The sequence below is a fragment of the Subtercola vilae genome, assembly GCF_004923255.1.
GTDB classification, from domain to species: Bacteria; Actinomycetota; Actinomycetes; order Actinomycetales; family Microbacteriaceae; genus Subtercola; species Subtercola vilae.
In genome coordinates this window covers 1-18578 of record NZ_QYRT01000045.1, presented here as the reverse complement: position 1 = coordinate 18578, position 18578 = coordinate 1, and the positions used below count along the sequence as shown (strand labels likewise).

The 18578-nt window shown below is 66.5% G+C and carries 18 protein-coding genes; 10 read left to right on the top strand and 8 right to left on the bottom strand.

The genetic code is table 11. The features are described from left to right. Positions 1–10 precede the first annotated feature (10 nt). From D4765_RS16430 to D4765_RS16415, 4 genes are all read left to right on the top strand, one after another. Positions 11–613: a YceD family protein gene (locus D4765_RS16430; protein WP_237280510.1), complete on the top strand. Its 603-nt coding sequence runs from the start codon at positions 11–13 to the stop codon at positions 611–613. Between the two features lie 3 nt (positions 614–616). Beyond that, on the top strand, positions 617–820 hold the full coding sequence (gene rpmF, locus D4765_RS16425; RefSeq protein ID WP_136643399.1) for a 50S ribosomal protein L32: 204 nt from the start codon (positions 617–619) through the stop codon (positions 818–820). 48 nt (positions 821–868) lie between these two features. Beyond that, positions 869–1588 (top strand): ribonuclease III, encoded by a 720-nt coding sequence (gene rnc, locus D4765_RS16420; protein WP_136643398.1) that lies wholly within the window; start codon positions 869–871, stop codon positions 1586–1588. Positions 1589–1691: 103 nt separating this feature from the next. Next, on the top strand, positions 1692–2678 hold the full coding sequence (locus tag D4765_RS16415) for an Fpg/Nei family DNA glycosylase (protein ID WP_136643397.1): 987 nt from the start codon (positions 1692–1694) through the stop codon (positions 2676–2678). A gap of 138 nt (positions 2679–2816) precedes the next feature. On the opposite strand, the gene D4765_RS16410 is transcribed toward D4765_RS16415, so the two are convergent. From D4765_RS16410 to D4765_RS16390, 5 genes are read right to left on the bottom strand one after another with little or no spacing between them, the layout of a single operon-like run. Continuing rightward, positions 2817–4361, bottom strand: a complete 1545-nt coding sequence (locus tag D4765_RS16410) for a putative Ig domain-containing protein (protein WP_136643396.1) — start codon at positions 4359–4361, stop codon at positions 2817–2819. A 53-nt stretch (positions 4362–4414) separates the two neighbouring features. Beyond that, positions 4415–5497, bottom strand: a complete 1083-nt coding sequence (locus tag D4765_RS16405) for an ABC transporter ATP-binding protein (protein WP_136643395.1) — start codon at positions 5495–5497, stop codon at positions 4415–4417. Then, entirely contained in the window at positions 5494–6306 is an 813-nt protein-coding gene (locus D4765_RS16400) for an ABC transporter permease (RefSeq protein ID WP_136643394.1), read from the bottom strand. The genes D4765_RS16405 and D4765_RS16400 overlap by 4 nt, the downstream gene beginning before the upstream one ends. Then, complete coding sequence (locus tag D4765_RS16395) at positions 6303–7229, bottom strand: ABC transporter permease (RefSeq protein ID WP_136643393.1); 927 nt, start codon at positions 7227–7229, stop codon at positions 6303–6305. Before D4765_RS16395 ends, D4765_RS16400 begins: the two co-directional genes overlap by 4 nt. Positions 7230–7236: 7 nt before the next feature. Then, entirely contained in the window at positions 7237–8376 is a 1140-nt protein-coding gene (locus tag D4765_RS16390; RefSeq protein ID WP_136643392.1) for an ABC transporter substrate-binding protein, read from the bottom strand. 204 nt (positions 8377–8580) lie between these two features. Between D4765_RS16390 and D4765_RS16385 the strand changes: the two genes are divergently transcribed. Further along, positions 8581–10029: an aspartate aminotransferase family protein gene (locus tag D4765_RS16385; RefSeq protein WP_136643391.1), complete on the top strand. Its 1449-nt coding sequence runs from the start codon at positions 8581–8583 to the stop codon at positions 10027–10029. 41 nt (positions 10030–10070) lie between these two features. Here the strand turns inward: D4765_RS16385 and D4765_RS16380 are convergent, their stop codons facing one another. Then, positions 10071–11234 (bottom strand): TIGR03364 family FAD-dependent oxidoreductase, encoded by a 1164-nt coding sequence (locus D4765_RS16380; RefSeq protein ID WP_136643390.1) that lies wholly within the window; start codon positions 11232–11234, stop codon positions 10071–10073. 18 nt (positions 11235–11252) lie between these two features. On the opposite strand from D4765_RS16380, the gene D4765_RS16375 reads away from it, so the two are divergent. Next, positions 11253–12071: a phosphonatase-like hydrolase gene (locus D4765_RS16375; protein ID WP_237280509.1), complete on the top strand. Its 819-nt coding sequence runs from the start codon at positions 11253–11255 to the stop codon at positions 12069–12071. A 121-nt stretch (positions 12072–12192) separates the two neighbouring features. Here D4765_RS16375 and D4765_RS16370 read toward each other — a convergent pair whose 3' ends face one another. After that, entirely contained in the window at positions 12193–12927 is a 735-nt protein-coding gene (locus tag D4765_RS16370; protein ID WP_237280508.1) for a YoaK family protein, read from the bottom strand. A gap of 90 nt (positions 12928–13017) precedes the next feature. Here D4765_RS16370 and D4765_RS16365 point away from each other — a divergent pair, with 90 nt between their 5' ends. From D4765_RS16365 to D4765_RS16350, 4 genes are all read left to right on the top strand, one after another. Next, complete coding sequence (locus D4765_RS16365; RefSeq protein WP_201799353.1) at positions 13018–14130, top strand: acetamidase/formamidase family protein; 1113 nt, start codon at positions 13018–13020, stop codon at positions 14128–14130. A gap of 73 nt (positions 14131–14203) precedes the next feature. Continuing rightward, complete coding sequence (locus D4765_RS16360; RefSeq protein WP_323512875.1) at positions 14204–15514, top strand: pyridoxal-phosphate-dependent aminotransferase family protein; 1311 nt, start codon at positions 14204–14206, stop codon at positions 15512–15514. Continuing rightward, positions 15511–16845, top strand: a complete 1335-nt coding sequence (locus tag D4765_RS16355; protein WP_136643388.1) for an allantoate amidohydrolase — start codon at positions 15511–15513, stop codon at positions 16843–16845. Before D4765_RS16360 ends, D4765_RS16355 begins: the two co-directional genes overlap by 4 nt. Continuing rightward, positions 16799–17794, top strand: coding sequence for a MurR/RpiR family transcriptional regulator (locus D4765_RS16350; protein WP_201799352.1), 996 nt, complete (start codon positions 16799–16801; stop codon positions 17792–17794). The genes D4765_RS16355 and D4765_RS16350 overlap by 47 nt, the downstream gene beginning before the upstream one ends. Before the next feature lie 16 nt (positions 17795–17810). On the opposite strand, the gene D4765_RS16345 is transcribed toward D4765_RS16350, so the two are convergent. After that, positions 17811–18509 carry a nucleotidyltransferase family protein gene (locus D4765_RS16345; RefSeq protein WP_136643387.1) on the bottom strand — a complete coding sequence of 233 codons (699 nt, stop codon included), beginning with the start codon at positions 18507–18509 and terminating at the stop codon, positions 17811–17813. Between the last annotated feature and the right edge of the window lie 69 nt (positions 18510–18578).

Sequence of the window (18578 nt, the reverse complement as noted above, 5' to 3'; positions counted from 1 at the left end):
GTTGTCGCCCGTGACCAAATTCAACAAAACCCCGTACACGGTCAATGTCTGGGACTTGATGCACCAGCCGGGTGAGCTGCGCGAACGCGAGCTCGACATCGTTCTGCCCGAGAAGCTGGGCGAGGGCCTCGTCGCAGTTCAGGCCGGTAGCACGCTGCAGGTCGACGTGCGCCTCGAGAGCCTCCACGACGGCATTCTGACCAGTGTCAGAGTCGACGCAGACGCCACCGGAATCTGCGGAAGATGCCTCAAAGACATCGAATTACCCGTTCGAGTCGAGTTTGCGGAGCTTTTCGCGTATTCTCTTGACGAAGCTTTTGATTATGAGGTGCAGGCCGACCATGTCGACCTTGAACCACTGATCAGGGATGCGGTGGTTCTCGCACTCCCGTTTCAACCGGTTTGCCGGCCCGATTGCCCAGGCCTCGACCCCGTCACGGGCGAGCGGCTTGAAGATCTGCCCGAACGCGCGCCGCAAGAGATCGTCGACACCCGATGGTCTGCTCTTGCAGGGCTGTTGCAGGCCACTGAGCAAACCACTGAGTCAGAAGCAACCACAAACCACGCGCCCGATGGAGAAACTCCGTCCGGGGCCGAGATAGAGAAGAGTTAGATCATGGCTGTACCGAAGCGAAAGATGTCGCGGGCTTCCACCCGCATGCGCCGCGCCCAGTGGAAGGCAACCGCCCCCACCCTGGTCAAGACCGTCGAGAACGGCAAGACCGTCTACAGCCTGCCGCACCGCGCCAAGGTTGTCGAAGACTCTGCCGGTACCGCGCTGTTCCTTGAGTACAAGGGCCGCAAAGTCGCCGACATTTAGGCCCAACGCCTCAATGTACGTACAGGTGCGCTCCGACGGTGCCGGCCGATGACGAAAGTCAGGGCCGAACCGAACCGGGCGCATCTTTTGGCGACCCTGGGTGTCGAGATTCCGGATGCTCTGCTGCAGCTCGCTCTCACCCACCGGTCGTGGTCGTACGAGAACGGCGGTGTGCCCACCAACGAGCGTCTCGAGTTTCTCGGCGACTCGATTCTCGGGCAAGCCGTCACGGTGATGCTGTACACGCGGTACCCCGAACTCGGAGAGGGTGAGCTGGCCAAACGCCGCGCCAGCCTCGTCAGTACGGTCGCGCTTGCCGGCATCGGCTCGACGATCGGCCTCGGCCCGTTCGTGCTGCTCGGCCGCGGCGAAGACCTCACCGGCGGGCGCTCGAAGGCATCGATCCTCGCCGACACGGTCGAGGCGCTCATCGGCGCCACCTACCTGGGCCTCGGGGGCGAAACCGCCACAGCACTGGTGCTGCGGCTCGTCGAACCCCTCATCGAGAACCCGAACACGTTCGGCGAGTCGATGGATCCGAAGACCACCCTGCAAGAACTTGCCGCTTCCCTCGGAGCCTCTGCACCCGTCTACGATGTGGCCGAAGCGGGCCCCGACCACCGCAAAACCTTCATCGCCACCGTCAGCGTCTCCGTCGCCGCCACAGGCGACACTCTCGTCACTGCCTCCGGCGAAGGTTCGAGCAAGAAGCAGGCCGAATCGCTCGCCGCCCGCCAGGCGCAGCAGCTGCTCACCACTCCGGTCTGACGTGCTGCTCCCGACCCTCGCCAGGCGCGGCAGCTGCTCATCGCTCCAGCCCGCATCTCGCTCGTGCCCGACGTGATCGGGGCCGTACCGTGGTCGGCCGCGCGTGCCTGAGCTCCCCGAGGTCGAGGTCGTTCGCGCCGGCCTCGAACCGGCCGTCACGGGCGCCCTCATCACCGGCGTCGAAGTGTTCGACGATCGTTCCCTGAAACGGCACAGTCCCCTCGCTGGCCCCTTCGCTGACGGCCTCACCGGGCACCGGATGCTCGCCGCCGTGCGCCGCGGAAAGTTCCTGTGGTTCCCGCTCTCCTCCGGCCGCGCCCTCGTCACCCACCTCGGCATGAGTGGCCAGGTTCTTCTCCGCGTGCCCGGACACCCCGAGACCGCCCTCCTCCGCATCCGCCTCAGCATCGAGCATCCGTCGCTCGGCGAGCACTGGGTCAACTTCGTCGACCAGCGCATCTTCGGCTCCATGGCGGTCGACACCCTCGTGCCCACCCCCGACGGTGCCCCCGCCGGCTACTCGGGCCCCGGTCTCGCCGGTGCCCATTTGTCGGCTCCGGCTGCGGCTCGCCCTTCTGACGAGGCAGATCCGACGGCTCCTGTTCTCGCGCCCACGTGGCTCGCCTCGATCCCGAGCCAGGTCGCCCACATCGCCCGTGACCCGCTCGACCCGTTCTTCGACGAGCGCACATTCTTCGCTGCGCTGAAGAGCAAGAAAACCGGCATCAAGCGGGCGCTCCTCGACCAGACCCTCATCAGCGGCGTCGGAAATATCTACGCCGACGAGGCCCTCTGGGCGGCCAGGCTCCACTACGCCCAGCCCACCGCTACTCTCTCGCCCCGCCGGGCCCGCACCCTCCTCGCCGAGATCCGCCTCGTTCTTTCGAAGGCACTCGCCGAGGGTGGCACCAGCTTCGACTCCACCTACGTCAACGTCAACGGCGCCTCAGGTTACTTCTCGCACTCCCTCAACGCCTACGGCCAGCAGGGCAAGCCCTGCCCCCGCTGTGGCCACCTCATCACCCGGGAGTCGTTCATGAACCGCTCGTCGCACTTCTGCCCCCACTGCCAGCGCCTCCGCCTCGCCTGACGCAGCCCCCGCAGCCCGCCGCCCGCCGTTCCTAACGGCGCCGATCGTTCCCGCCGACCCGACCCGAACCAGGCCGAACCAGCCCGACGCCGATCACTGCGGCCGCCCGTTCCGCAGTCAGTCGCGGCGGGCGTGCCCTCAGCCTCTGTCAGCCCGCTGGTCTCGCCGTGCCGTACGGCGCTGGCGACCGAGCACGGCTGCAACACCGCCGAGCATCACCAGCAGCGCCAGTGACGCGGTGAGTTCCGTGTTCTCGCCGTTCACGCCCGTGCTGGCAAGGTGGCTTTGCGATCCTGAACCGCCTCCACTGCTCCCCGACCCCGCGCTGCCACTCCCGGTACCGCCCGTTGTGTTGGTCGGGTCGGTTGTCGACGTCGGAGGCGTCGTTGTGGGCGGCGGCGTGACGACAGCCGCCGCAACGGCGATCGTGTAAGACGCCACGGCGTCGGGAGCCGTCCCATTGCTCGCGGTCACCGAGAACGTCTGCGTCTCCACCGTCGTAGGCTTGCCCGAAATCACTCCACTATCAGGGTCGATCAACAGCCCATCGGGCAGCGTGCCGCTGCTCACCCGATACTGGATGCTCGGCGTTCCGTTCGCTGTCACCGCAAAGCTGTACCCACTTCCCACTGTTCCCCCCGGCGCTGCCCCCACCGTCGTAATCGTGGGCGACACCGCCTGATGTATCGCCACCACCTTGTTCGTCGAACTATTCGTCACGTAGATGTTGTCGGTCACCGGGTCAATCGCAAAGTCGTGAGTATCTGCGCCCGCGGGGATCTGAGCAAGTGTTGTTCCGCGTGTGCCATCGTGCACGTCAATGAAAGAGCCGCCCGTCGAGTTCGAAAGAACGTCGTTGGTATTCACGTCGTTATGGACGTTGAAACACATCTGGGAAATGTCTGAACCGACTTGAGTTCTCGTCCGTTCGTCGAACGTACGCAGAATCGGTTGCGTGAAGCTGCAGACGACTACTGATCCTGTAGTGGAGTTGAGTGAGATGCCACTCGGCTCGTCGCCAGTTGGCAATGAGGCTCCGATCCTGGCGCCTGAGTCTAGATCGAGCGTGGTCACAGTGTCAGCGTCAAAATTTGAGACCCATGCTTTGCGTCGGCCCGAATCGATGGCAATCTGTGAGTTAGTTGAGCCGCTCATTGGTATAACAGGCGCAACGACAGTCTGGTTTTGTCCGTCGACAATGACCACCGAGTTATTGGTCACCACCCACCCGTTGCCGTTCTGCTGGTCGATTGCAACACCGAAAACGTTTCCGGCGAATGACCCGTTTGAGACGTCAACAGGTAGACCGATCACGCTGTCAGTATGCGTATCGATGACGCGAACTGTTTGCGAAGAGGAATTCGTCACGTACGCCCGGTGCCGCACTGAATCCACTGCAATCCTCTCGGGGTGCGTGCCGACAGTGATCGGTGAACCGATCACCGCGCCGGTGTCAGCGTTCAGCACGGTCACCGTGCCATCGCCATCGTTCGTGACGAACACCTTGCGCTCTACAGAGTCGACCGCAATGCCAAACGGATGTAGCCCCACGGTGGTCGTCGCAGACGTCGTGTAGGTGTTGGTCGTCGCGAACGCGGCCGACGAACCCGTCAGGGTCGCCGCGAAGACGAGCGCGGCAGCGGAGCAGAGAATCAGGGAGCGCGAAGCGTGACGAAAGTTCATGAATGCATACTAGCGGCATTCGTGACCATTTCTCACCCTCGTATCTAGAACCCCTACCTCCGCCCCTCCACCGCCACTGCCCGCCCGCGCAACTGCACGAACATCCGCTCGCCCGTCTCGGGCCGCAACTGCACCTCGTGTTGAACGAACAGCAGCTCGCCCCCCTCGAGCCGAACCTGTGTGCGCCGCAACGAGCCGAGAAAGCTCGACGCGACGACGGTTGCCGGGATGCCGGTGGGAGCGAACGAGATGTCTTCTGGCCGAATGAAAGCGGTGACCAGCCCCTCAGCCGGGCCCGTGCCGAGCAGCGGGAGCGCCGCGTTCAACACACGCACGGTTGACCCGACGAGTTCGGCGTCGATGGCGTTGCTCAGGCCGATGAACGTAGCCACGAACGACGTCGCGGGCTTGGTGTAGAGGTCTTCGGGCGTACCGATCTGCTCGATGTTTCCCTCGCGCATCACCGCGACGCGGTCGGCGACGGCAAGCGCCTCTTCCTGATCGTGCGTCACGAACAGCGTCGTGATTCCGAGGTCGGTCTGAATGCGCCGAATCTCGTCGCGCAACTGCACCCGCACCTTGGCATCGAGCGCCGAGAGCGGCTCGTCGAGCAGCAGCACGCGCGGCCGGGTCACGAGGGCTCGCGCGAGTGCCACCCGTTGTTGCTGCCCACCCGACAGTTGGTGCGCGTACCGACCCCCGAAACTGGCGAGCCCCACCATGTCGAGGGATTCGGATGCCCTGCGGCGCCGGCTCGCCGCATCCACTCGCCGCATCCGCAGCCCGAATTCCACGTTCTGCAGAACCGTCATGTGCGGAAACAGTGAGTACGCCTGGAACACCATGCCGATGTCGCGTTTGTTCACTGGCGTGTTGACGACATCGGTGTCGTCGATGCGGATCTGACCCTCTGTGACCGATTCGAGCCCTGAGAGCGCACGCAGCACCGTGGTCTTGCCGCATCCCGACGGGCCGAGAAGTGCGACGAATTCACCGGGAGCCATCGACAGATTGACGCCATTCAGCGCGCGCTGGTTGGCGTAGTACTTGACCACATTGCGCAGCTCGACGCTGGCTCCGTCGACGGGCGTCGGCACTGAAGCCCGAGTGGTGGCGGGTGATTCCTTGGTTTTCATGCTGACCTCCGATTGCGGCCCAGGCTTCCGAGCCGACCGATGATGAGAAGCAGTACGAACGCGAAGACCAGCGCGAAGACTGCGAAGATGACGGCCACATACGGGTCGGTGTGTTGCACGAGTACGAGTGCCGTCTGAAAGGTGTTCTGACTGAGAAAGGAGGCAATCGTGTACTCACCAAGCACCACAGCGATCGTGATGAAGCATGACGACAGGATGCCCGACCGCAGGTTCGGCAGAATGACCCGCCCGAGTACCTGCCCCCAGCCCGCCCCGAGCGAGCGCGCCGCCTCGGTGAGGGTGACGATCTCGATCGCAGCGATGTTGGCTGCGATCGGCCGGTACGCGTACGGGAGCACGATGATTCCCACGGCAAATGAGAGGGTCCAGGGGTTGCTGCCGAACATCCGGGCGACCACCGAGTACACCGGGATGAACCCGACCACCAGCACGATCGACGGAATGGTGATGGGAATAATGCAGATGAACTCAAGCACACTGCGAAGTCGCGGGTATTTCAGTTCGACGAGGATCATGGTCGGCAGCAGTAGCACGAGAACGATCAGTACCGTGACGACACAGATGCCGATTGAGTTCGTGATGCCTTGGAACAGCACATCGTACGTTCCCGCACGCCCCGCCGTGAAGATGGCTGCGTAGTGCGAGAAGTCGTACCCGCCCGTCTGTCCGGCGCGCAGTGAGAATTCGATCATCGCAAGAATGGGAATGACGAAGAGGGCCGCAGCGACTCCCAGAATGATCCACCGCGTCACGCGGCGGGGTTCCGCAGAGAACGACGCGGCGCTCATCGGCGCCACCTCGATGCGCGCCGCTGCAGAGCCGTATAGACCGACATCAAGACAATCATCACCACAACCATTCCGAGAGCGAGTACGCCGGCCACGTTCGCAACTCCGACGATCGTCTCGCTCGTGAGTTGCTGGCGAATGGCAAGCGGAATGATGCCGCCCTGCGAGATCAGCGCCGCCGCCGTGGCGTAGGAGGAGAACGAGTTGGCGAACAGCAGAATCAGGCTGCCGAAGAAGGCGGGAGCCAGAATCGGCATGCCGATGCGGGTCCAGTACGTGAACCGGGTGCCGCCGAGGGTGGCGTTCGCCTCTGCCCACGTCGACTTCAGGCCCTCCATGGCGGGCATGAAGGTGAGCACCATCAGGGGCACCTGAAAGTAGAGGTACGGGATGACCAGCCCAGGTACCTGGTAGAGAAGCGGGCCGCTCCCGTTGAAGCTGTTGAAGACGTTCGTGGTGAGCCCGAGCGATATGAGCCACTTCGTGAGCACACCCTGCGCGCCGATGGTGGCGATGAAGGCGAAAGCCAGCATGACTCCGCCGAACTGGGCGAGCACGCTGCTTGCTGAGTCGACGGTTGACCGTAGAGCCCTGTCGGCTTTGGTGCCCAGCAGAGCGAAGCAGATGAGGGCTCCGAACACGGCTCCGAGAATGGATGTCACCGCCGAGATCCAGAGCGACGACCAGAAGTTGTTGAGAATCGCCGGGTTGGTGTACGCCGAGAAGTTCGACAAGGTGAACGCGCCGTCGGCGTCGAAAAACCCGCTCGCCACGGCGAGCACGGCGGGAATCGCCAGAAAGAGAACGACGTAGGCGCCGAATGGCACCAACCCCAGCCAGGTGAGACCGCGGCGCCGAGGGGTTGCCTCAGCGCCGCGAGTCGTTTCGGCTGGCGTTACGGGTGCAACGACAGTCGAGGTCATCGTTCCACTAACCGATCGCCGCAGCCCAGTTGGTCTTCAGGAGACCTGCAGCCGCGGTGGCCTGCGTCGCGGTGAGCTGAACGAAGCTCGCCGGAGGAGCCCCGACGGCAGCGAGAGCGGCAGTGTCGACCGTCTTGGCGGTCTGCATCGCGGTCAGCGTCGAGGGGAAGGCGCCAGCGGCGAGGTACAGGTTCTGAACCTCGGGGCTGTAGATGTACTCTTCCCAGAGCCGGGCGGCTGCGGGGTGCGGTGCGTCGGCGCTGATGGCCTGGTTGTAGTAGCTCCCGAGCGCCGAGCCGGGCAAGATCACTGTCTTGTAGTCGGGGTTGCCGGTCGAACCGCCAGCGGAACCCCAGGCGAGGTTGTTGTAGCTCCACTGCAGCACAACAGGGGTCTCGCCCGAGGCGACGGTTGCCTGCGTCGGGGTGACGGCGAGAAAGTTTCCGGCACCCTTCAGGCTTTTGAAGAAGTCGATGCCGGGCTGAATGTTGTCAGCGGTGCCACCGTTCTGCAGAGCCGCGAGGTACACAGCGCTGGCCGCTTCGTTGGCCTGGGTGGGGTCGCCCTTGATCGCGACCTTGCCGTTGTAAGCCGAACCGAGCAGGTCTTTGATCGAGGTGGGGGCCGTGGTGATGACCTTTGAGTCGTAGCCCACCGACATGAGGCCGGTGTAGTCGTAGTACCACTTGCCTGAGGCGTCTTTGTAGTCAGCCGGAATGTCGGCCCAGTTGGCGACCTTGTAGGGTGCGACAAGGTCGAGGTTCTGCTGCAGCACTGCGGTACCGATGTCGAATACGTCGGGTGCCGTCGACTGGCCCTTCTGGGCCTTTGCTGCTGAGACCTCGTCGGCGCTGGAGCCGTCGGGGTTCGCCGAGTTGATCTTGATGTTCGGGTACTTCGCCTGGAAGCCGGCGATGATCTTCCCGTAGTTGGCCCATGACGGCGGAAGCGTGATCACGTTGAGCGCGCCTTCCGCATTTGCGGCGGTCACAAGGGCGTCCATTCCGCCCACGTCTGCGGCGCTGGTTGCCGTCTTCGCGCTCGTTTCTGACGTGCCCGACGGTGTGCTCGATCCCGCGCAAGCGGTGAGTGCGAGTGCGGTTGCGGCAACAAGGGCCGCTCCCGCGATGAAACGTTTGCTGTTCACTGTGTCCTCCTGGTCGACCGCACGGCCGTTCGCTCTAGGGCAAGCAAACAATTCTCAGGCGCCGGGTCGATCATCTGATGCTGCTCTCTGGCGGTGTCGCGCAGGCTCTGTAGAGATGAACGCTTGGCAAAGCTCCGCAGACCACTCGTTCCTGACCGCCTCGAGGGTGTACGTTTCCTCAGACTCACGACTGAAGGGCCCCGCATGCCACCCGCACAGAGCGAAAGCGACACGAATACCGGGCTTCTGAGGCGCGACTGGTCTGACCGACGGGCTCCGGATGATCGCGCCCTCCTCGAGCGCGACTCTGCTGTCTACCTTCACCAGGCGGTCTCGACGCCCTGCCTCACGAGCATCGCCGGGGCCGAGGGGGTCCACCTCATCGCGACCGACGGGCGGCGCTACCTCGACTTCCATGGCAACTCGGCCCACCAGATCGGGTACGGGCATCCGCGTCTTGTCAGCGCGCTCACGAAGCAGCTCGTCGATCTGCCGTTCGTACCGCGTCGGTTCACCAGCCCCGTGAGCACCGCGTTCGCCGAGAAACTCGTCGAGGTGACGCCCGAGCCCCTCACCCGTGTGCTTCTGACGACCGGCGGCTCTGACGCCGTCGAAGTCGCCCTGAAACTCGCGCGCGCCAAGACCGGTCGCTTCAAGACGCTGTCGTTCTGGGAGTCGTTTCACGGGGCAGGTTTCGGCGCTGCGAGCGTCGGCGGCGAGCAGCTGTTTCGCTCCGGGCCCATCGGGCCACTGCTGTCGGGCACCGAACACGTGCCGCCGATCGGCTGTTTTCGTGCTGCCTTCGGCGCCTCGCACCGTTTCGACGAGCCCCACACCCCCGACTGTGGCCGGGAGCTCGCACGCCTCATCGACTACACCCTGAGGGTGCAGGGCGATGTCGCGGCGGTCATCGCCGAACCGATGCGTGCGACACCCGAGATGGCGGCACCGGGTTTCTGGGCATCCATTCGCCGCAGTTGCGACGAGACAGGTACGGTACTGATCTTCGACGAGATTCCCACCGGCCTCGGCCGAACGGGGCGCATGTTCGCTTCAGAGCACGAGGCAGTGGTGCCCGACATTCTGGTGCTCGGCAAGGGGCTCGGTGGAGCGACGATGCCGGTCGCTGCCGTCGTGGCGCGCGAAGAATTCGACGTGGGCGGGAGCTGGGCCTTCGGCCACTACACACACGAGAAGAACCCTCTGATGGCACGGGCCGGCCTCACCACGCTGCAGATCATCGAAGACGAAGGCCTCGTCGAGCGGTCGGCGCGGCTCGGTGAGCACGCGCTTGAACGCGCCCGCGGTCTCGCCGCGACCTACGATGTCATCGGCGACGTACGCGGGCGCGGACTGATGCTCGCCCTCGAGATCGTCGACCCGAGCGACCCGAGCGCGCCAGCCGGCCCCAGCCACCCGAGCGCGCCAGCCGGCCCCAGCGCCCCTGCCGGCCCCAGCGACTTCGCCAACAGGCCGAGACCAGCCCCAGCCGTCGCCGAAGCCGTGATGTACGCCGCCCTCGAACGCGGCCTCAGCTTCAAGACCACGATGGGGTCGATTCTCACGCTGGCGCCGCCCCTCACCATCACCCTCGATCAGCTCGATGAGGCCTTCGACATTCTCGACGCGAGCTTCGAAGAAGCGGTGGGCTGAGGCGGGCCGCTCCTCAGCCCGGTCGTCTCACAAAGTCCGTCTCACACGAGGTCGTCGAGCGTGCGCACGGCGACGCCGAACGAAATGGTCATGCCCACGCCCGACGTGATCGACACCGCCGTGACGTTCGGGGCAACTTCGACCGCCAGATACGGCTGGCGGCTGCTCGAGGCATACACGCCCTGCCACCGTTCGACGACCCGAACCTCATCGACCCCCAGCACCTCGCCCACCGAGCGCAGCAGCAGCTCAGAGGTCGCCTCGGTCGTGAACGCGTCGAGGGTCTGGTCGTACACGTGGCTGTCGCCCGCGATGATCGACCCATCCGGGCGCTGGGTGAACATCACATTCGCACCGATCGACACCAGGTCGCCGTGCTCGCTGAGCATGGTCGAGCGCAACTCGCCCGCTGCCGCCGTCTCAGAGAAGGCCGGGTAACGCAGCATCGACGTTCCGGTCAGCACGGCCGGAGAGATTCGCCGGCCACCGGGCGCCTCGATGAGCGCCATCTGCAGCCCGCACCGCTCGATCGCGAATTCGGCGGCGACGTCGGGGTAGAGATAGTCGAGGTTGTGTCCTGCGCACACGATTGTGCGGGCCGCGCGAACGGCGCCCCGGGAGGTGCGTACGAGCCGGTCGTCGCCGTCGCCTGAACTCCCGAGGTACGAGGTGCGCCACCACACGGTGACGCCGGGCTGCGCGCCAAGCCAGCCGGCGAGGGTGCCGACAGCCTCGCGCGGGTCGACACGCACATCGTCCCGCAGCAGTGCTCCGCCCAGAATCCGCGGCCCGCCCGATGGCGCGTCGCCATCATCTCGGCTCAGAAGCTGCAGGGCTCCGGATGCTCCGACAAGCTCTACCTCGCCCCGCTCGCGTGACGCGCTGAGCTCATCGAGCACCGCAAGCTCCTCGCCGCTGCGGGCCACCGCCAGGGCTCCCGACGTCGTCGACCAGAATCCTGCCACCTCGCTGAAGTGCAGCCACCGCTCGCGCGCAACGTGGGCCAACTCGAGCAGGTCGCCCGACTGCGCCGTAATGCAGCAGTGCCCGAAATTCTGCACAGACGCTCCCACCGCCCGGCTGTCGCGATCGATGATGAGTACTGTCAGCCCGCGCCGCTGCGCTTCGGCCGCATGGGCGAGCCCCACGATTCCGGCACCGACAATGAGAACGTCGCACTCGGCGATCGCAGAAACAGTGGTCACGGTAACCGAGACTGCGCGGTGCCGAAACTGAAGTCAAGCCGAACCGGGGGCAGCGGGCATCCGGCCACCCGGCGTTCACGACCCGTTCAGACGAAGCTGCTGAAATGGGCGCGCGCGGGCCGACCGGTCTTCGCTGAAGGGCAGTGCCACAGCATGATCGAACTCGTCGCATTCGACATGGCCGGAACCACCATCGACGACCATGGGCTCGTCTACGTTGCGCTCGCCGATGCCGTCGTCGAGACCGGCGCGTCGCTCGCCGACGACGATCTGCAGAACTGGATGGGAACCGACAAGGTCGCGGCGATCACTGCTCTGATGCGGCTCGGCGGTGTCGAGCCCGAAGCACCGCGGGTCGCGGCAGCGTTCGACCGTTTCAAGCAGATTCTCGGGGACTCCTACCGTGCACACCCGCCGGTCGGGCTACCAGGCGTCGAAGAGCTGTTCCGCCAGCTCGCTGCCAGGGGTGTCGCGGTGGCGCTGACCACGGGTTTCTCCGACGACGTCGCTGGCCCCCTGTTGGAATCACTCGGGTGGAGCGCCGGCTCCGGATGCTCGCACCTCCTCGATGCGGTCGTGACGACGTCTCACGTGGTCCGCGGTCGCCCTGCGCCGTACCTGATCCATCACGCCATGGAGAGGGTTGGCGCGGCCGACGTTTCCACCGTGCTCGCGGTCGGCGATACGGTCGTCGACCTCCTCGCGGCTCACCACGCCGGCGTGCGGGGCATAGGAGTGCTCACCGGAGGCCTTACGCGGGCCGAGCTCGCCGAGCATCCGCACCACGCCATTCTCGACAGTGCCGCCGACCTGCTCACCCTCTCCGCCCTCTTCTAACCCACCCACCCACCGGCTGTCCTTCCTCGCTCTCGCCCCTCGCCTCTCGCACCCGCCCCGCCCCCGAAAAGGTGCGGGTTTCGTACGCCTGCGTGCCCGAGAACCGAGTAAAACCCGTACCTCAACTCCGGGGGTGTGGTGAGGCGGGAAGAGAAACCTCGGGTTCGGGGGAGTTCGCAGAGTGGCGGGTGCCGACGTGCCCCAGCACCGCCACCCCCACCGTGATCAGCGCCGACAGCGACACCCCCCAGCCCAGACCCAGCCGCAGCAGCAGCGCTCCCACCGCAGCTCCCGCCGCGATCAACACGATTGCCGATCCCCGCCGAATCCACGGCTGCCCCTTGCCGCCCGCCAGCCTCGAATCGGCCGCAAACCCGGTGATCGTCGACGTCACCACCACCGTCGTCACGTCTTTCACCGCAATGTGCCGCGCCGTTCCCGCCTGAATCCCCATCGCCAGCGCAAGGAAGAGCGTGACGACGTACTCCTGCGGCTTGGGGGGCGTGCCGCCGAAAACCATCAGCGTCACCGCCAGTGCCACCATGAGCACCGCAACCGCGGTCAGCAGCGAGGTGCTCCGATGCGTCCACCCCTTCGTGATCGGCCGCAGAACCCGGCCGGCGATGACCGCGCCGAGCATGAAGGAGAGCAGCGCGATGATGGGCCCAATGATGGGCAGGCCATCCCCGCCGGCCAGCGCCATTCCGAGAATCACCACGTTGCCGGTCATGTTCCCGGTGAACACCCGGTCGAGCCCGAGGTACCCGACGGCGTCGACGACCCCGGTGGAGAAGGTCAGGGCGAGCATCAGAGCGAGATGCAGATTGTCGGTGTTGGTGCCGAGGCGTCGAAGCACGGGAATTCCTATCGAGGGAGGGCTCCCGGCGGCGACGGGAGTCGGCGGCTGCCGGTACTCTCGAAACGTCGACGGAAGGCGTATCTGACCATGATCCTTGACCCACTCCAGCCCGGGAGCGGTGCGATTCGCTCACAACACTATCTGCCTGCGACCGGCGGCAATGTTCTGTGGGGGCGCCTCCCGTGCGCCGCCGACAGCGCAGTTCTCGACATCGATTCGGGCGACGAGGTGACCATCGACACCCTCAGCCACGAGGGCATCCTCGAAGACCAGGGCCGCGACCCCCGCCGGTTCTTCAAGGCGAACGGCGTCGATGCCCATTTTGTGCTCGACGACGCCATTGCCATCGCGGCCTCCGACTACCCCCGCGACCGGGCAGTCGACGGCCCGCACGTGGTCACCGGCCCCATCCGAGTCCGTGGCGCGAAGCCCGGCGACCTGCTCAAGATGACCCTGGTCGAAGCGCTTCCGCGCGTGCCCTACGGCGTCATCTCGAACCGCCACAGCAGGGGGGCGCTGCCCGGCGAGTTCCCGCAGGGCCTCGAGTCGGTCAGCGTCTACTCCGAGGTCGATCTCGACCCTGACGGCCGCCAGGTGGGCACGCTGCCCATCGTCGCGGGCGGCCCCCCGATAGTGCGCTTCCCGCTTGCACCGTTCCTCGGCATCATGGGCGTCGCCGTCTCGGGCGACACCCGCCCGCACTCGGTTCCGCCTGGCTCCCACGGCGGCAACATCGACATCAACCTGCTGACGGCCGGCAACTCGCTCTACATCCCCGTGCAGGTCGACGGCGCCCTCGCCTACGTCGGTGACCCGCACTTCGCCCAGGGCGACGGCGAGGTTGCCCTCACCGCAATGGAAGCCTCGTTGCGCGTCACGGTTCGATTCGAACTCGTCAGCCAACCGGATGCCCTGCAGCAGTTCGGGCACCTCATCGGCCCGCTCGCCGAAACATCCGAGTTCCTCGTGCCCACCGGCATGAGCGTCGACCTCGACGAGGCCGTTCAGCACTGCGTGCGGGCAGCCATCGGGCTCCTCGGCGCTCGCTACCAAATGGATCCGCATCTCGCCTACGCCTACCTCAGCGCCGCCACCGACTTCAACATCTCGCAGGTCGTCGACATCGTGAAGGGCGTGCACGCGCGCATCCGGGTCAGCGACTTCGCCGGCCTCGACCTGCACGCACAACGCGCCCGCTAAGAACAGCACGCCTGCCACAGTCGACCCGCCCACCCGTAACCCATCTGAAACATATGTTGCATATACTGAGACAGTGAAACAGTCGACTCAGGCCATCAATCCTCCCGCGCGTCTCCTGATGGGCCCCGGCCCCATCAACGCCGACCCGAGAGTGCTGCGCGCCATGTCGGCTCAACTGCTGGGCCAGTACGACCCCGCCATGACCTCGTACATGACCGAGACCATGGGGTTCTACCGCGACGTGTTCAAGACCTCGAACGAGCAGACCCTGCTCATCGACGGAACCTCCCGCGCCGGCATCGAGGCCGCCCTCGTGAGCATGATTGAGCCGGGCGACCGCGTTCTCGTGCCCATCTTCGGCCGGTTCGGGCACCTGCTGCGGGAGATCGCCGAGCGCTGCGGCGCCGAGGTGCACGTCATTGAGCGCGAGTGGGGCACCGTCTTCACCCCCGAGGAGATCGAACGGGCCATCCGCACCACCCGCCCGAAGATCCTCGCCGTCGTGCACGGCGACACCTCCACCACCATGGCCCAGCCGCTCGACGAGCTCGGCGCCATCTGCAACGAATACGACGTCATCTTCTACACCGACGTCACAGCATCCCTCGCCGGCAACACCTTCGAAGCCGATGCGTGGGGCCTCGACGCGGTCACCGCCGGCCTTCAGAAGTGCCTGGCCGGCCCCTCCGGTTCGGCGCCCGCCACGTTCTCGCCTCGCGCGGTCGACCTCATCAACTCGCGCAAGAGCATCGAAGCGGGCATCCGGTCGGCCGACGACGAAGTCACGTCGAGCCCCATTCGCTCGAACTACTTCGACCTCGCCATGATCTTCGACTACTGGGGCCCCAAACGCCTCAATCACCACACCGAGGCCACGACCATGCTCTACGGCGCACGCGAATGCGCGAGGCTGTTGGTCGACGAGGGCATCGACAGTGCTGTCGAACGGCACCGGATGCACGGCGGCGCCATGCACGAAGGCCTGCGCGGCCTCGGCCTCAGCGTCTTCGGCGACGAATCGCACCGCATGAACAACGTCACCGCGGTGTACATCCCCGAAACGGTCTCGGGCGACGCCGTTCGCGCTGAGCTGCTCGACGACTTCGGCATCGAGATCGGAACCAGTTTCGGCCCCCTGCACGGCAAAGTCTGGCGCATCGGAACCATGGGCTACAACGCTCGCAAAGACACCGTGCTCACCACCCTGTCGGCGCTCGAGCAGGTGTTGCGGCGTGCCGGCGCGGCGCCGACCGCAGGCGGGGGAGTGGGCGCTGCCTACGACTTCTACGCCGACGAGGCGCGCGATGCGGCCGCTGCCGACGCTGAGGCGGAGGCTGACCTCGACGCGGCTGGCGCAGCGCTTGCGGCGGGCGTGCCCGCGTGACAGCTGTTACTGCCGCTGCTGCCGCTGCCGGCGCGAACCACGACGCGTCTCCCGCCGTCATCGACCGCACTGGCGCGCTGTCGATCCTGGCCCGCTGCGACGAGCTTGCCGCCTACTCGACCCTGCCGAACGGCTTGATTCGGCGCGTCTACCTCACCGACGAGCATCGCGCAGTGAACGCGCTCGCCGCAGGCTGGATGCGTGAGGCCGGCATGACCACCTGGCAAGACCCGGCAGGCAACCAGTGTGGTCGCCTCGAAGGCCGCACACCCGGCCTGCCCGCCCTCCTGCTCGGCTCGCACCTCGACACCGTGCCCTCGGCCGGGCGGTATGACGGAATCCTCGGAGTTCTCACCGCCATCGCCGTCGTCGACCGCCTCAATACCCTCGGCATCGACCTGCCGTTCGCCCTCGAGGTGGTCGCGTTCGGCGACGAGGAGGGCACCCGGTTCGGCCGGGCCCTGCTCGGCAGCCGCGCCCTCGCCGGAACCTTCGACCCTGCCTGGCTCGACCTCACCGACGACGATGGCATCACCCTTCGCGACGCCTATAGCGCCTTCGGCCTCGACCCCGACGCCCTCGCGCCGGCGACCGACTCTGCGCTCTTCCGCGGCGCCGCTGCCCGCCGCCCCGAAGACCTCGTAGGCTACCTCGAAGCCCACATCGAGCAGGGCCCGTACCTCGAAGAGGCAGGCCAGCCGCTCGGTATCGTCTCCTCCATCGCCGGAGCCCGCCGATTCGCCATCACCGTCACCGGTGTCGCCGGACACTCCGGCACTCCCTTCGATCGCCGCCACGACGCCCTCGCTGGCGCCGCCGAAATCGTCACCCTCATCGAGCGCACCGCCCGCGACGCTGGCCTCATCGCCACCGTCGGCCACCTCGAGGTCTTCCCGAATGCCGTGAACGTCATCCCCGGCCGCGTCGACCTGAGCCTCGACCTGCGTGCCGCATCCGACTCCGATCGCGACCGTGTCTGGACTGAGATCGACGCCGCGATGACCGCCCTCTGCAGTGCCCGCGGCCTCACCGTCTCCGTCACCCAGACCCACAACGCTCCCGCCGTCGCCTGCGCACCGCACCTGCGCGCCGCTGTCGCCGCCGGCATCCGCGCCGCAACCGCTTCGCCCGCCGAGCCACTCCTGCTCCTCAGCCGTGCCGGCCACGACGGGATGGCCGTGGCCGACGTCACCGACATCGCGATGCTCTTCATCCGGTGCCGCGGCGGCGTCAGCCACCACCCCGACGAACACGTCACCCCCGCCGACGTCGCCGTCGCCACCGATGCTTTCGAAGCGGCCATCCTCTCCTTGGTCACAGCAGCCTCCTGATGCCCACCACCCGCTCTCCGCGACGGCTCTCGTCGACTGCATCCGCGACAACGACTCCACCCGCGCCCCCGACGACCCGAGCCGCGCGGCAGCGACGGCAGCGACGGCCGCACCCATGAGCACCGCACCCATAGGCGAGCGCATCGACGAGGCGTACGTCGACCTCTCGCCCCAAGAGCAGCGCGCGGCCGACTTCATCCTCGCCCACCTCGCCGACCTCGCTGTCTACAACGCCACCGAACTCGCGCGCCTCAGCGGCGTCTCAAAGGCCACTGTCAGCCGCCTCTTTCGCCGCCTCGGGTTCTCCGACGCCAAGGAGGTTCGTGCCCACGCTCGTATTCTCCGCGCCGAAGGAGTTCCGCTCGGCGGAGCCTCAGCCGCCCTCACCGCTCACCTCGCCCAAGAGCAGTCGAACATCCACCATGCCTTCTCGTCCGCTAACGTCGAGCAACTCACCCGCGCCGCAGCGCTCATCGCCGCCGCCCGCCGCGTCGTCGTCATCGGACTCCGCAACTCCTACCCCGTCGCCCTCCACCTTCGCCAGCAACTCCTGCAGGGCCTCGCCGACGTGCGCCTCGCGCCCCAACCCGGCCAGTCGATCGGCGAGGAACTCGCGGGCCTCGGCCCCACCGATGTAGCCATCGTCATCGGATTCCGCCGCCGCCCCGACGGTTTCGCCCGGATTCTCGATGCCGCACACTCCGCCCGCGTGCCCATCGTGCTGCTCGCCGATCCCTCCGCTCGCCGCTTCTCCGACCGCGCTTCCGCCTGGCTCGAGTGCCCCGTCGACTCCGTCTCGGCCCTCGACAGTTACGCGGCCGCCAACAGCCTCGTCTCCGTGCTGGCCAGCCAGACCCTCGCCGTGGCCGCCCGCACCTCCCGAACTCGCATTGCCTCCATCAACCGCCTCTACTCCGACCTGCACGAGCTCGAGTCGCCCTCAGGCTGATCGCCGCCCGCCCGCGCTACCGTTCTGGCGACGCCGGCCGGCTGTCGACGTCTTCGCCGCTCCCGAGGTCGCCGCACTCGACCGAGACAACCCCGTTCGCCCGCAGATACGCATTCGCACCGGTGTCACCGCGCACCTGCTCTGCGATCGACGACCAGTGCGCTCTGCCGATGAACACCGGATGCCCGGGCCGCCCCCCATACACAGCCCTCACCAGTTGCGCCTCGACCTGCCCCGGGTTGCCCCCACTCAGCGACACGGCCCGCGCAGCCACCCGCGCGACGGCGTCACTCCCCAGATCGGGCAGATCGACCAACGTCACGACCACCCCCCTCACGATCACGCCCGTCATCGAGCCATGGCCCTCGACGAACGCAGACAGCCCCTCCCGTAGCGACGCCGACATGCCGTCAGCCCAGAGCTCTGCACAACGCACCACCACTCGCTCGTCTCCGGCGAATGCGTCGCGAACAACGCGCTCGACCGCATCGCCAGAAGCCCCTGTCACCACGACCACGGGTGAGCATCCGGCCGCCAGCAGCACCCGCACTCCGCGAACAACCCACGTCTCGTCGTCGCGGTCGCCGTTTTCGATGCCGCTCAGGGCCCCGGTGCCCGCGCGGCCCGGCTCGCCCCGTATCAGCGCTTTAGGCTGCCCCATTCGCCGGCCCGCCCCCGCCGCAACCAGCAGGCCACCGATCTGCTGCGCGTCCATCCGCCTATCGTAGGCTGCCGCCCTCCCGCCCTCCCACTCCGCCATCTTCCGTCCACACCACACCGCACC